The organism is Streptomyces sp. P3 (assembly GCF_003032475.1).
Lineage (GTDB): Bacteria > Actinomycetota > Actinomycetes > Streptomycetales > Streptomycetaceae > Streptomyces.
Map to the genome: position 1 here is coordinate 8569075 of NZ_CP028369.1, position 13053 is coordinate 8582127.

10 protein-coding genes and 3 pseudogenes are annotated in these 13053 nt (G+C 72.5%); 8 read left to right on the forward strand and 5 right to left on the reverse strand.

Features of this window, described 5'->3' with window-relative positions; all coding sequences use genetic code 11:
- The first annotated feature begins 78 nt into the window (after nt 1–78).
- The gene (locus tag C6376_RS37930) at nt 79–273 is read left to right on the forward strand and encodes a hypothetical protein (protein ID WP_107447532.1); all 195 of its coding nucleotides are present in this window, start codon (nt 79–81) and stop codon (nt 271–273) included.
- A gap of 143 nt (nt 274–416) precedes the next feature.
- Nucleotides 417–1460 carry an NUDIX hydrolase gene (locus tag C6376_RS37935; protein WP_107447533.1) on the forward strand — a complete coding sequence of 348 codons (1044 nt, stop codon included), beginning with the start codon at nt 417–419 and terminating at the stop codon, nt 1458–1460.
- Nucleotides 1461–1796: 336 nt separating this feature from the next.
- Here the strand turns inward: C6376_RS37935 and C6376_RS37940 are convergent, their stop codons facing one another.
- Nucleotides 1797–3152 (reverse strand): dipeptidase, encoded by a 1356-nt coding sequence (locus tag C6376_RS37940; RefSeq protein ID WP_107447534.1) that lies wholly within the window; start codon nt 3150–3152, stop codon nt 1797–1799.
- A 203-nt stretch (nt 3153–3355) separates the two neighbouring features.
- Between C6376_RS37940 and C6376_RS37945 the strand changes: the two genes are divergently transcribed.
- Nucleotides 3356–4633 carry a geranylgeranyl reductase family protein gene (locus tag C6376_RS37945; RefSeq protein WP_107447535.1) on the forward strand — a complete coding sequence of 426 codons (1278 nt, stop codon included), beginning with the start codon at nt 3356–3358 and terminating at the stop codon, nt 4631–4633.
- Nucleotides 4634–4643: 10 nt separating this feature from the next.
- On the opposite strand, the gene C6376_RS37950 is transcribed toward C6376_RS37945, so the two are convergent.
- Complete coding sequence (locus C6376_RS37950) at nt 4644–5099, reverse strand: nitroreductase family deazaflavin-dependent oxidoreductase (protein ID WP_107447536.1); 456 nt, start codon at nt 5097–5099, stop codon at nt 4644–4646.
- 153 nt (nt 5100–5252) lie between these two features.
- On the opposite strand from C6376_RS37950, the gene C6376_RS37955 reads away from it, so the two are divergent.
- Nucleotides 5253–5945: a TetR/AcrR family transcriptional regulator gene (locus C6376_RS37955; RefSeq protein ID WP_107447537.1), complete on the forward strand. Its 693-nt coding sequence runs from the start codon at nt 5253–5255 to the stop codon at nt 5943–5945.
- Between the two features lie 41 nt (nt 5946–5986).
- A pseudogene (locus C6376_RS37960) lies at nt 5987–6154 on the forward strand (DNA-binding response regulator); the annotation flags it as partial.
- Here C6376_RS37960 and C6376_RS37965 read toward each other — a convergent pair.
- Both C6376_RS37965 and C6376_RS37970 read right to left on the reverse strand, forming a co-directional pair.
- Complete coding sequence (locus tag C6376_RS37965) at nt 6133–6414, reverse strand: DUF6332 family protein (RefSeq protein ID WP_107447538.1); 282 nt, start codon at nt 6412–6414, stop codon at nt 6133–6135. The pseudogene C6376_RS37960 and the gene C6376_RS37965 overlap by 22 nt on opposite strands.
- A gap of 83 nt (nt 6415–6497) precedes the next feature.
- Nucleotides 6498–8000, reverse strand: a complete 1503-nt coding sequence (locus C6376_RS37970) for an MFS transporter (RefSeq protein ID WP_107447539.1) — start codon at nt 7998–8000, stop codon at nt 6498–6500.
- Between the two features lie 86 nt (nt 8001–8086).
- Between C6376_RS37970 and C6376_RS37975 the strand changes: the two are divergent.
- Nucleotides 8087–8490 (forward strand): annotated as a pseudogene (locus C6376_RS37975) (MarR family winged helix-turn-helix transcriptional regulator).
- Nucleotides 8491–8521: 31 nt separating this feature from the next.
- Here the strand turns inward: C6376_RS37975 and C6376_RS37980 are convergent.
- Nucleotides 8522–9268 (reverse strand): maleylpyruvate isomerase family mycothiol-dependent enzyme, encoded by a 747-nt coding sequence (locus tag C6376_RS37980; protein ID WP_107447540.1) that lies wholly within the window; start codon nt 9266–9268, stop codon nt 8522–8524.
- A gap of 291 nt (nt 9269–9559) precedes the next feature.
- Between C6376_RS37980 and htpG the strand changes: the two genes are divergently transcribed.
- Together htpG and C6376_RS45940 are read left to right on the forward strand one after the other, a co-directional pair.
- Nucleotides 9560–11461 (forward strand): molecular chaperone HtpG, encoded by a 1902-nt coding sequence (gene htpG / locus C6376_RS37985; RefSeq protein WP_107447541.1) that lies wholly within the window; start codon nt 9560–9562, stop codon nt 11459–11461.
- Between the two features lie 591 nt (nt 11462–12052).
- Nucleotides 12053–12820, forward strand: a pseudogene (locus C6376_RS45940) (collagen binding domain-containing protein); the annotation flags it as partial.
- Nucleotides 12821–13053: the final 233 nt, after the last annotated feature.

The following is a 13053-nucleotide window of genomic DNA, read 5'->3' on the forward strand; positions in this document are numbered from 1 at the left end:
GCCGCCGGCCGGCGGGCCGCGCGAACGGATTGCCGGGGCGGGCGTGACTCCGGACCCGCTCGCGCCGTTGATCCGTGCATGAAGAAGCGCAGCATGCTCGCCATCGCCTCCCTCGCCACCGGCTTCGTCGTCGCGGCGATCAGCCCCTCGCACGGCGTGGCCGCCGACGACCTCGACGGGCTGAACGTCGGAGACACGCTCAGCACGCTCGACCACACCGTCTCCAGCGACAGCTTCGCCGTGGACGACAACGCCCTCGACCGGACCGACTGACGGACCGCCCCCGAGGCCACGACGCCGGCGCCCCACCGAGAGGGTCGCCGGCGTCGGCGCGTCCGCGCGCTCTCAACGCGAACCGGTTTCCGTGGCAGGGTGGAGCGGGCAAGCCACAGGGGGCCAACAGAAGAGGGGGAACCGTGACCGTCGTCTGGATCAACGGCGCGTTCGGTGCGGGAAAGACGACCACCGCACGGGAACTGATCGACCTGATCCCGAACAGCACGCTCTTCGACCCCGAGGTCGTCGGCGCGGCGCTCCCGCACCTGCTGCCGCCGAAGCGCCTCGCCGAGGTCGGCGACTATCAGGACCTGCCGATCTGGCGGCGACTCGTGATCGACACGGTGGCCGCGCTCCTCGCCGAACTGGGCGGAACCCTCGTCGTGCCCATGACGCTGCTGCGGCAGGAGTACCGCGACGAGATCTTCGGCGGTCTCGCGGCCCGCCGCATCGCTGTCCGGCACGTGCTCCTCGCACCGGCGGAAACGATCCTGCGCGAGCGGATATCAGGCCGGGAGATTCCTGCGGACCTCCCCGACGGTGAGATACGGGTGCGCCAGTGGTCGTACGACCACATCGAGCCCTACCGCGCCGCCCTCGCGTCCTGGCTCACCGCCGACGCCCACCTCGTGGACAACGGCCCCCTCACCCCGCACGCGACCGCCGTCCGGATCGCCGAGGCGGTCGGCAGCGGCGCCGTGTCCGCGTGCGACATCGTGCAGACACCCGAGCCCACCGCCGAGACTCTGGCCGCCGGGGTGCTCCTCTTCGACGAACAGGACCGGGTGCTGCTCGTCGACCCGACCTACAAGCCCGGCTGGGAGTTCCCCGGCGGTGTGGTGGAACCCGGCGAGGCCCCCGCGCGCGCCGGTATCCGCGAGGTCGAGGAGGAGACCGGGATCCGGCTGGCGGACGTTCCCCCGCTGCTCGTCGTCGACTGGGAGCGGCCCGCACCGCCCCGCTTCGGGGGCCTGCGCCTCCTCTTCGACGGCGGCCGGCTCGACGCCGCTGACGTCGAAGGGCTGCTGCTGCCCGGCCCCGAGCTGCGGGGCTGGCGCTTCGTGACGGAGGAAGAGGCCGCCGACCTGCTGCCGCCGGTCCGCTACGACCGGCTGCGCTGGGCGCTGCGGGCCCGTGAGCGCGGGGCCGCGCTCTACCTCGAAGCCGGCGTTCCGCAGGGGTGAGCACGGCGGTCGGGCCGACGACGCGCACGGCCGCCGCCGGGAACAGCCTTCCGGCCTTCCGCCCGAAGCGGTCCTCCGCCCGAAGCGGTCTTCCGGCCAGGCTGCTGCCCGAGGTGGGCCGGTCGGCCGAAGCCGCCCTCCGCTCGCAGCGTCCGTGCCGTAGGCGTCCGGAGCGCCTCGCCCGACCGGCGCGGGGGCCCGCCTTGGGACGGCTGACCAGTGGGGCGTCCCGGCGACGGGGTTCTCGGGCCGTAGCCCTCGGGCATCGACCCGCACCCGTCCGCAGGCGGCGGGCGCGCTTCTCGCGCCCCCGTGGGCACACGGACCCGGCGCGGCTCAGCTCGCCGCGTAGCGGCGCAGGAACAGGGCCTCCGCCACCGACAGCCGCTCCAGCTCCTGCGGGGACACGCTTTCGTCGACCGCGTGGATCTGCGCCTCGGGCTCACTCAGGCCGATGAGCAGGATCTCCGCCCGCGGGTAGAGGCCCGCGAGGGTGTTGCACAGCGGAATGGAGCCGCCCTGGCCCGCGTACTGCATCTCCTGGCCCGGGTAGGCGACGGCCATCGCCTCGGCCATCGCCGCGTACGCCGGGCTGGTGGTGTCGGCGCTGAACGCCTGGCCCTGGCCGATCTGTTCGGTGCTCACCCGCGCGCCCCACGGGGTGTGCGCCTCCAGGTGGGCCTGGAGCAGCTTCGTGGCCTCGGCGGCGTCCACGCCCGGCGGTACGCGCAGGCTGATCAGCGCGCGGGCGCTCGCCTGTACGGACGGGGTGGCTCCGACGACCGGCGGGCAGTCGATGCCGAGCACCGTCACGGCCGGACGGGCCCAGATGCGGTCGGCGACCGTGCCGGAGCCGATCAGGCCGACGCCGTCCAGCACCTTGGCGTCCTGGCGGAACCGCGCCTCGTCGTACTGCAGGCCCTCCCACCGCGAGTCGTCGGTGAGTCCGTCGACCGTCGTCGAGCCGTCCTCGGCGCGCAGCGAGTCCAGGACCCGGATCAGAGCGCCCAGGGCGTCGGGGGCCGCGCCGCCGAACTGGCCGGAGTGCAGATTGCCCTCGAGGGTGTCGATCCGCACCCGCAGCATGGTCATGCCTCGCAGGGTGGAGGTGACCGTCGGCAGGCCGACGCGGAAGTTGCCCGCGTCGCCGATGACGATGGCGTCGGCCGTCAGCAGGTCGGGGTGCTCCTCCGCGTACCGCTCCAGTCCGCCGGTGCCCTGCTCCTCGGAGCCCTCGACGATCACCTTGACGGTGACCGGCACGCCGCCGTTCGCCTTAAGGGCGCGCAGCGCGAGCAGATGCATGATCACGCCGCCCTTGCAGTCGGCGCTGCCGCGGCCGTACCAGCGGCCGTCCCGCTCGGTCAGCTCGAAGGGCGGGCTGGTCCAGGCGGCCTCGTCCAGCGGCGGCTGCACGTCGTAGTGGGCGTAGAGCAGAACGGTCCTGGCGCCGGCCGGGCCGGGCAGACAGCCGTAGACCGACTGGGTGCCGTCGGGAGTGTCGAGGACGGCCACGTCCTCGAAGCCCTCGGCCCGCAGGGCCGTCGAGATCCAGTCGACGGCGGCCTCGCTCTCGCTCCTCGGGAACTGGTCGAAGTCCGCCACCGACGCGAAAGCCACCAGCTCGGTGAGCTCCGCCCGCGCCCTGGGCATCAGCGAGGCGACGGTCTCGGCGACCGGATTCGACGACATGGGCACGCTCCTTGTGGGTGCGACGTTGTAACGGGTGACACTGGTCCGTTCGAGGGACCGTGCGAGCGTACGCGCCTGCCGGGTAGGGGGCGCGCACGCCGCCGATCCTGCCACAGCGGACCGTCATCGGACCGTGACGATCTCCGCCGTAGGATGCGGGGGACAGGTGCGGCAAGCGGCTTGATCGGGAGCAGTAGACCATCGTGAGCAGCCAGAACTCTTCGGCGGACGACGAGAACTCTTCGGCGGACGACGCCCGGCAGGTGTGGGACGTCGTGGTGGTGGGCGCGGGGCCCGCGGGGGCCTCGGCGGCCTACGCGGCAGCGGTCACGGGGCGGCGCGTGCTGTTGCTGGAGAAGGCGGAACTGCCCCGCTACAAGACGTGCGGCGGCGGCATCATCGGCCCCTCCCGGGACGCACTGCCGCCCGGGTTCGAGTTGCCCTTCCGCGACCGCGTCCACGCGGTGACGTTCTCGAACAACGGGCGCTTCACCCGTACGCGCCGCTCGCGCCAGATGCTGTTCGGGCTGATCAACCGGCCCGAGTTCGACCAGCAGCTGGTCGAGCACGCCCAGAAGGCGGGCGCCGAGCTGCGCACCGGCGTGACCGTGCAGCGGGTCGAGCAGCACGGTTCGGCGGTGCCGGACCGCCGCTCGGTCGCCGTCGTCCTGCAGGGCGGGGAGACGCTGCTGGCGCGCGCGGTGGTCGGGGCGGACGGCAGCGCGAGCCGGATAGGAGCGCACGTCGGCGTCAAGCTCGACCAGGTGGACCTCGGCCTGGAGGCGGAGATCCCGGTGCCGGACACGGTCGCCGAGGACTGGAAGGGCCGGGTCCTCATCGACTGGGGCCCGATGCCGGGCAGCTACGGCTGGGTGTTCCCCAAGGGGGACACGCTGACCGTCGGCGTGATCTCGGCGCGCGGTGAAGGCGCGGCCACCAAGCGCTATCTGGAGGACTTCGTGGGGCGGCTGGGCCTCGCCGGGTTCGAGCCGAGCATCTCCTCCGGTCATCTGACGCGCTGCCGGGCGGACGACTCACCGCTCTCACGCGGGCGGGTGCTGGTCTGCGGGGACGCGGCGGGACTGCTCGAGCCGTGGACGCGCGAGGGCATCTCCTTCGCCCTGCGCTCAGGCCGGCTCGCGGGCGAGTGGGCGGTCCGGATCGCCGAGGCGCACGACGCGGTCGACGCCCGCCGCCAGGCGCTGAACTACGCCTTCGCGGTCAAGGCGGGCCTCGGCGTGGAGATGAGCGTCGGCAAGCGGATGCTCGCCGCGTTCGAGCGCCGTCCCGGGCTCTTCCACGCGGCGCTCACCGGGTTCCGGCCCGCCTGGCGGGCGTTCACCGACATCACGCGGGGCCGGACGACGCTGGGCGAACTCGTCCGGTCCCATCCGATGGCCCAGCGGGCGCTGACCGCGATGGACCGGCGGATCGCGGCCACGGCGGAGCCGGCGCAGGCGGCCGAGGAGAGCGGTTCCTGACGGCTCGCGATCAGCGGCGGTCGGTGACCGTGATCCGGAACACCGGGTGGTCCGGGGCGATACGGCGCAGTTCGGCCTCGGGGGAGTCCGGGCCGACCCCGTTGAAGAAGACGCCGACCTCGGCCTTCCAGCGCTTGAGGTAGGCGCGCAGCAGCGGGGCCTTGTCGTCGTCGGCGACCTCGGTGGCCGTGAACGCCTCCACGGCTCTGCCGAGGTGGAGTTCGCCGCCGCCCGCCGCGCGCATGTTGTGCGTCCACTGGACGTGGCCGCGCGGGGCGACGAGGTACTGCTGTCCATCCACGGTCAGCAGATTCACCGGAGTGGTCCGCCAGGCGCCGCTCTTGCGGCCGCGGACCGCCAGCACCCTGGACCCCCACACGCTGAGCCCGCGGCGGGTCAGCCAGGTCACCGCACGGTTGAAGACGTTGACGGTGAACCAGCCGGGCTTCTGCACGTGGGTCGACATGGCTGCTGCCTCCTGGGACGGAAAGTGTGAGCACTGCTCTCGGTCGAGACGAGTGTGCCCGAGGGCGGTGCGCCATGGCAAGAGCGGTGCTCTCTTTTGTGTGCGCCGCTCACAATCGTGTGCGGCGATCCGGTTCCGTGGGACACTGCCGGCATGAGCAGCAACACCGTTCGAGGCGCACGGGCCCGGGCCAGGGCCGAAGTCACCGAGGCCATCAAGGAGGAGGCCCGCACACAGCTGGCGTCCGAGGGTGCCGCCAAGCTCTCGCTGCGCGCGGTGGCCCGTGAGCTCGGCATGGTCTCCTCGGCGCTCTACCGGTACTTCCCGAGCCGCGACGATCTGCTCACCGCGCTCATCATCGACGCCTACGACTCACTCGGCGAGAGCGCGGAGGCCGCGCACACGGCCGTCGCCGGGGCCGCGCCCCTGGAACGCTGGGTCGTGGTCGGCGAGGCGGTGCGCGCCTGGGCGCTGGCGCATCCGCACGAGTACGCGCTGATCTACGGGTCGCCGGTGCCCGGCTACAGCGCCCCTCGGACGACGGTCCCCTCCGCCGCGCGGGTCGGTCACCTCCTCATCGGCATCGTGCGTGACGCGCGCCGCGACGACCGGCTGGACGTACCGCTCCTGACCGACGACCTGGCCCCCGAGGCGGTGCGGATGGCGGCGGACCTCGCGCCTGACCTCCCGCCGGGGGCGGTCACCGCCCTCGTCGCGGCCTGGGCCCAGCTGTACGGGCTGGTCGGGTTCGAGCTCTTCGGGCAGTTCCACCGCGTCGTGGAGGAACGCGAGCCCTTCTTCCGGTACGCGGTGACCCGGCTGGCCCGCGAAGTCGGCCTGCGTTAGGCCTTCTTTCGAAGGCAGGCTCTGTTCCTCGTCCCGTATCACAGGTGGCGGCCCTGGTGGAGATCGGTCTGTCCGACGAGGAGATCGCCCGCCGGCTGGTCGTCAGCCCGCTCACCGCCACGACGCACGTCGGCCGTACGACGGTGAAGCCGGGCGTCCGGTACCGGGCGCAACCGGTCTTCCCCGCCTACGAGTCGGGGCCGGTCCGGTCGGGCCGAGCGCCCGGCTGGAAGCGGACCAGCACGGAGATCACCCGGGCCGCGAACAGCACCGGAGCGAGCACGAGGGCCGCCCGTACCAGCCAGGTCTCCGCCGGGCCGGGAAGGTCGAACAGCAGCGCCGGGCCCGCGACCGCGCCGAAGACCACGGCCGCCGCGAACACGGCGCTGACGAGCGCGTACCCGATCTCGACGGTGATCGCGTCCCGCTCGGCCTGTGTGCGCCGCCCCTGTCCCCCGTGACCGTCCATGGGGCCAGTGTCACAGCGGGCGACCCGGCGGGGCAATCGGCCCCGCCGGGCCGCCCGCTGCGGACGGCGCTCCGGGCGTCGGCTCAGTCGCGGACCCCCACCGGCTCCGTGTCCGCCTCGAACTCCGGTTCCGCCGATGGGGACTTGGCGACGACGACCGAGTTGTGGGCGCGCCGGGTGCGCAGGCCGGGCAGGGTGATGAGCAGACCCGCTGCGGCGACGAGCGTCACCACCGTCAGTCCGGGGCGGTAGCTGTCGAGGACGGCCTGTGGGGTGGGGTCGGCGGGGGCGCCCGCGGTCACCACCGCCGTCACGACGGCGAGGAAGATCGCGCCGCCCACCTGCACCGAGGTGTTGAGCAGACCCGACACCATGCCCTGCTCGTGGTCCGCCACGCCGCCTGTGGCCTGGATGTTGAGCGAGGGGAAGACGAGCGCGCAGGCCGCGCCGATCAGCAGCATCGACGGCAGTATGACGGCGGCGTAGACCGGGTCGAGATCGATGCGGAGGAAGAGCGCGTACCCGGCGACCATGAGGGCGAAGCCCGCCGCGATCAGCCGGGGGGTGCCGAACCGGTCGACGATCGAGCCCACCCTGGTCGAGGACACCGCCACCAGCGCGCCGGCCGGCAGGAAGGCGAGCGCCGTGTGCAGCGCCGACCAGCCGAGCAGCGTCTGCATGTACAGGGTGGCCAGGAACTGGAAGCCGACGTAGGAGCCGAAGAAGGCCATCGCGCCGAGCTGGGCGCGGATCTGACTGCCCGAGCGCAGCACGCCGAGCCGGATCAGCGGGCCGGCGGAGCGCCGCTCGACCTGGACGAAGACGGTCAGCATGACGGCCACGGCCAGGAAGGACAGCAGTGTCCGGACGGACGTCCAGCCGGCCTCGGGAGCCTGGACCACGGTGAAGACCAGCAGCAGCATCGACGCGGTGCCGAGGACGGCGCCCGGGACGTCGTAGCCGTTGTGGTTCCTCGCCCGCTCGCTGCGCGGCAGGAGCTTCAGTCCGGCGACCAGGGCGACCAGGGCGATCGGGGCGGGGAGCAGCATGGTCAGGCGCCAACTGGCCTCGGTGAGCAGGCCGGAGAGGACCAGGCCCATCGAGAAGCCGGTCGCGGCGCAGGTGGTGTAGATGGAGAGCGCGCGGTTGCGCAACGGGCCCTCCGGGAACGTCGTGGTGATGATCGACAGGCCGGCCGGGGCGGTGAAGGCGGCGCTGAGACCCTTGATGAACCGGCTGGCGATCAGCAGCGGCCCCGAGTCGACGAGTCCGCCGAGGAGCGAGGCCAGCGCGAAGACGCCGAGTGCGATCAGGAACACCTGGCGGCGGCCCAGCAGGTCGGCCGCGCGGCCGCCGAGGAGGAGCAGCCCGCCGTAGCCCAGGATGTAGCCGCTGACGATCCACTGCAGCGTCGAGGTGGAGAGCCCGAGGTCGGAGCCGATGGACGGCAGGGCGACACCGACCATGGACACGTCGAGTGCGTCCAGGAACATCGCGGCGCACAGCACCAGGAGCGTGCCCCAGAGCCGGGAGGTCCAGCGGCCCTCGGGAAGGGTGACCGCGGGGGAGGTGAGCGGAGAGGTCATGCCGACGACAGTACATGCACATGCATTGAATGCAAATACATTAAATTCGGGTGCAATAAAATCCCTGCTCTGCTACGGTGCGCCCCATGGCGGTGGAGCAGGGCGGGTCCGAGGCCGAGCAGGCGCTCGTGGAGCAGTGGCGGGACATGCTGGCCCTGCACGCCCGGACACAGTGCGAACTCGACCGGGCACTGCACCGACACGGCCTGTGCGCCAGCGACTTCGAGGTGCTCGACGTCCTCGCCGAGTCGGCCGCGCACGACTCTCGTGCGGCTTCCGCGTCCAGGAGATCGCCGAACGGGTCCATCTCAGCCAGAGCGCGCTGTCGCGGCTCATCGCCCGTCTGGAGAAGGACGGTCTCGTCGAGCGGGGCCTGTGCGCGGAGGACCGCAGAGGCGTCCGGGTGGCGCTCACCGGAAAGGGGCGCGCGCTGCACGGCGACGTACGGCCGGTGCAGCGTGCGGTGCTCACCAGAATGCTGACGGACTGACGACCGCCCGCCGTCGGACCGGGCCCGCCGCTCAGCCCACCCCCGACTTCTCCCGCCACAGTGTCGCGAGCGCGGCGTCGCCGGTCGCGGCGGGCAGCGGCAACCGGTTCCACAGCGAGAGGTAGAGCAGGGCGGCCGGTCCGGACACCTCGCAGTCGGCGGGCCCGTCGGCGTCGCGCCGTGTCACCGGCGGCTCCGACGACACGCGCACCGACCACACCGCGTCGGCCGTGTCCGTCGCCCGTACCCGCAGCGTCCGCGGCTCCTCGCTGCGCACCCCGCTCCTGTCGCGCGCGTGGAAGCCGCGCAGCAACTCGTCCACGCCGTCCGCGGCGAAGCCGGCGGTGAACTCCCGCGCGACCTCCTCGAGATCGCGGCCGCGGGCCGACTCGGCGTCCACGCGGTGCACGGCCGTCTCGTGCGCCTGCCGCCTGGCCCAGAACGCCAGCGGCGTCGGCGCGGGCAGGAAGTGCCAGCACCGCACATCCGGCGACGTGGTGGAAAGGGTGTCGACGAGCCGCCGGTGTCCTGCGCGGAACCAGTCCAGCAGCGCCTCGTCGTCGAGCTCCGGCGGCTCCTCGACGGGGCGGAACCCGGTGTGGCCCCCGGCGACGAACGAGGTGGCCCAGCGGTGCACCGCGCCCGTGTGCCGCAGCAGGTCCCGCACCTGCCAGCCGGGGCAGGTCACGACCTTGGCGTCGGGGCCCGCCTCCGCCGCGGCGTCGGCCAGGGCCCGGCCCTCGCGGTCGAGGATCTCGAGGAACTCGGCAGTCTCCATGTGGGGGAGTCTGCCCGACGGAGTGCCGAACCGACGAGGGGCGCAGGAGAGTCCGCGCTGATCAACGCACGGCCCGATGCCGGGGCGATGCGGTCGCCAGGCTTCCGCGCGCGTCTGTCGTCACGCCGTCACGGCCGTCACCACTGTCACCGCGCTGCCGCGCTGCCGACCCGTGACCGGGTTTCCCGGTAGGCATCCGCACCGGCGGCCCGCGCAGCCCTGGTGCGTGTCCTAAAGTGGCTTCCGCCAGTTCAGGAGACTCTCTCGGAACCTGTGAGGAACACGCCAACCATGTCGACCGAAACGTTTGAGTTCCAGGTAGAGGCCCGTCAGTTGCTTCAACTGATGATCCACTCGGTCTACTCGAACAAGGACGTCTTTCTGCGCGAGCTCGTCTCCAACGCCTCCGACGCGCTGGACAAGCTGCGCCTCGCCGCGCTGCGCGACGACGCGCCCGACGCCGACGTCTCCGACCTGCACATCGAGATTAAGGCCGACCCCGAGACCCGTACCCTCACCGTTCGGGACAACGGGATCGGGATGTCGTACGATGAGGTCGGACGGCTGATCGGCACGATCGCCAACTCGGGCACGGCCCAGTTCGTCAGGGAACTGCGCGAGGCGCAGGACAGCGACAGCGCCGAGGGATTGATCGGCCAGTTCGGCGTCGGCTTCTACTCCGGTTTCATGGTGGCTGACGAGATGACCCTGGTGACCCGGCGCGCAGGGGAGGCGCAGGGCACCCGCTGGTCATCGCGCGGCGAGGGGACGTACACCCTGGAGGCCGTCGACGACGCGCCCCAGGGCACCTCCGTCACCCTGCACCTCAAGCCGGCGGACGACGAGGACAAGCTGCACGACTACACCTCGGAGTGGACGATCCGGGAGATCGTCAAGCGCTACTCGGACTTCATCACCTGGCCGATCAGGATGACCCCGAAGAAGGGCGAGGGCGACGACGCCGCGCCCGCCGCCGAGACGCTGAACTCGATGAAGGCCCTGTGGGCGCGCTCGCGCGACGAGGTGTCCGACGACGAGTACCACGAGCTGTACAAGCACATCAGCCACGACTGGCGCGAACCGCTGGAGACCGTCCGGCTGCAGGCCGAGGGCACCTTCGAGTACCAGGCGCTGCTGTTCGTGCCCTCGCACGCCCCGCACGACCTGTACAACCAGGGCTACAAGCGCGGTGTGCAGCTGTATGTGAAGCGCGTCTTCATCATGGACGACTGCGAGGCGCTGCTGCCGCCGTACCTGCGCTTCGTCAAGGGCGTGGTCGACGCCGCAGACCTCTCGCTGAACGTGTCCCGCGAGATCCTCCAGCAGGACCGGCACATCCGGATGATGCAGCGCCGGCTGACCAAGAAGGTCGTGTCCACGGTCAAGGACATGATGACCGCGGCGCCCGACCGCTACGCCACGTTCTGGCGGGAGTTCGGCGCCGTCCTGAAGGAAGGCCTGCTCTCCGACGCCGACAACCGCGACGCGCTCCTCGCGGTCTCCTCCTTCGCGACCACGCACAGCGAGGACGAGCCGACCACCCTGCGGGGCTACGTCGAGCGGATGAAGGAGGGCCAGGAAGCCGTCTACTACCTGACCGGCGAGTCCCGGCAGAGCATCGAGAACTCCCCGCACATGGAGGCGTTCCGCGCGAAGGGCGTGGAGGTCCTGCTGCTCACCGACCCGGTCGACGAGGTGTGGGCCGACGTGGTGGGCGAGTTCGACGGCAAGCCGCTGCGGTCGGTCGCCAAGGGCGAGGTCGACCTCGACGGGGAGGGCGGCGAGCAGGCCGAAGGTGAGCGCGAGAAGCAGAGCGAGGAGTACGCCGGGCTGCTCGCCTGGATGAACGAGCACCTGGACGAGGAGGTCAAGGAGGTGCGGCTGTCCTCCCGGCTCACGGTCTCGCCGGCCTGCATCGTCTCCGACGCGAACGACCTCACCCCGGCGCTGGAGAACATGTACCGCGCGATGGGGCAGGAGGTGCCGCGGGCCCGGCGGATCCTCGAGCTCAACCCCGGGCACCGGCTGGTCAAGGGTCTGAACAAGGCCTACCAGGAGCGCGAGGACCGCTCCGGCCTCGCCGAGACCGCGGAGCTGCTGCACGGACTGGCGGTGCTCGCCGAGGGCGGGCGTCCGAAGGAGCCCGGCCGGTTCGTGAAGCTGGTGGCGGACAGCCTGGAGCGCGCGCTGTAACGGGCGGGAAAGGGGTTCCGGGCAGGGTTTCCCTGCCCGGAACCTTCACACGCCGCACACCGAACATGCTAGTTGCTTGAGTCAATCAAGCAGGCCTAGGATGCTGCCCAGTCGTGCAGCACCGCACCCCCCACGGAGGCCCGACCCATGTCCCCTGCGCAGACCCGGTCCGTGCGGATCGAGGAGGGGGCCGCGGCGCCCCGGGCCGGCGTCGGCGTGGCGGCGATGCTGGCCTTCGTCACCGTGGCCGGCATGATTCTGGCGCACATGACCACCGACTTCGGCGGCGTCGCACTGCCCTCGGGGAACGGCTTCGAGGTGGTCACCTCGGCGGGCGCCGGAGCGGCGGTCCTCGTCCTGGCCTTCGCCGCGTTCCTGCCGGGGCGGCGGAGTGCGGTCGTCGGGGCGCAGGCCCCGCCGTCCTCCGGCGAGCACGGCTCGATCGAACCGGCGTCGACGGTGCCGAACGCGCAGCAGCCGGGTGGCGGCGTGCCCGGGGACCGGGCGGTGGGCGCGGCCGTGGCCGTGCCGTTGGCCCGTGCCGTCGCGGAGCTCGTCGCGACCGTTCCCGGACTGACCGACGGCGGTCCGGCCGGCGGCGGCCGAGCGGTGCGCGGGCTGGTGCGGGGCGCCGAGGGCGTACCGGTCGGCGGCGCCGCTGTCACGTTGATCTCGCTGGGCGGGCGGCAGTTGGGCCGTGCGGTCACCGGCCTCGACGGCTCCTACGAGCTCGAGACGCCGGGGGAGGGCACCTACGTGCTCATCGCCTCGGCCGACGGCCATCAGCCGCAGGCCGCGACCGTCGTGGTCGACGCGAGAACCGTCCACCACGACGTGCTGCTCGGTGTCGCCGGCGGCCTGATCGGCGCGGTGCGCTCCACGGACGACGGGGCGCCGGTGGCGGGCGCGGTGGTCGTCGTCACGGACGTCCGCGGCGATGTGCTGGCCACCGCGCGGACCGACGGCGAGGGCGGGTTCACCGTCGCCGACCTGGTGCCGGGGGCGGTCGTCCTCGCGGTCAGCTCTGCCAAGCACCGGCCGCTGGCACTGCCCGTCGAGATCGGCGTCACCGGTCTCACCCGCGTCGACCTCGAGGTGCGGCCCGGCGCAATGGTACGGGGCACGGTGCGCGGCGCGGGCGCTCCGCTGCCCAATGCCCGGGTGACCCTCATGGACGCCGCGGGCAACGTCGTGGCGACCGCCACGACCGGCGGCGACGGGGCGTACGCCTTCACCGACCTGGACCACGGCTCGTACACGGTCGTCGCGGCCGGCTACCCGCCCCGGGCCGGACACCTCAGCCTCGACGGCGCCGACGTGGGCGACCACGACATCGAACTCGCCCACACGGAAGGTTAGTTCGCCGCATCTCCACGGAGAGGCGCGGACCTCTCCGAGGCGCGGCGTTCCCGGGGATCCCGGCCCGTGGACAGCCCGGCCGACGAGAGACGGGCAGCTCACGCCAGGCCCCCCCCCGGATCCCCGGCCCCGCGAACCGCCCCGCCGTCCCCACGTCGGCCGCCCCGGGCCGCCGTACAGATCTCACCTCGACGGGAGCGGCTCAGCGTGGCTCTCGGCGTCCGCTCGTGCGG

Excerpts from the sequence above, each read along its gene's own strand:
- C6376_RS37970 (WP_107447539.1), bottom strand. The coding sequence starts at position 8,000 with ATGACCTCTCCGCTCACCTCCCCCGCGGTCACCCTTCCCGAGGGCCGC.
- C6376_RS37940 (WP_107447534.1), bottom strand. The coding sequence starts at position 3,152 with ATGTCGTCGAATCCGGTCGCCGAGACCGTCGCCTCGCTGATGCCCAGG.
- C6376_RS37980 (WP_107447540.1), bottom strand. The coding sequence starts at position 9,268 with ATGGAGACTGCCGAGTTCCTCGAGATCCTCGACCGCGAGGGCCGGGCC.
- C6376_RS37965 (WP_107447538.1), bottom strand. The coding sequence starts at position 6,414 with ATGGACGGTCACGGGGGACAGGGGCGGCGCACACAGGCCGAGCGGGAC.
- C6376_RS37930 (WP_107447532.1), top strand. The coding sequence starts at position 79 with ATGAAGAAGCGCAGCATGCTCGCCATCGCCTCCCTCGCCACCGGCTTC.
- htpG (WP_107447541.1), top strand. The coding sequence starts at position 9,560 with ATGTCGACCGAAACGTTTGAGTTCCAGGTAGAGGCCCGTCAGTTGCTT.
- C6376_RS37955 (WP_107447537.1), top strand. The coding sequence starts at position 5,253 with ATGAGCAGCAACACCGTTCGAGGCGCACGGGCCCGGGCCAGGGCCGAA.
- C6376_RS37950 (WP_107447536.1), bottom strand. The coding sequence starts at position 5,099 with ATGTCGACCCACGTGCAGAAGCCCGGCTGGTTCACCGTCAACGTCTTC.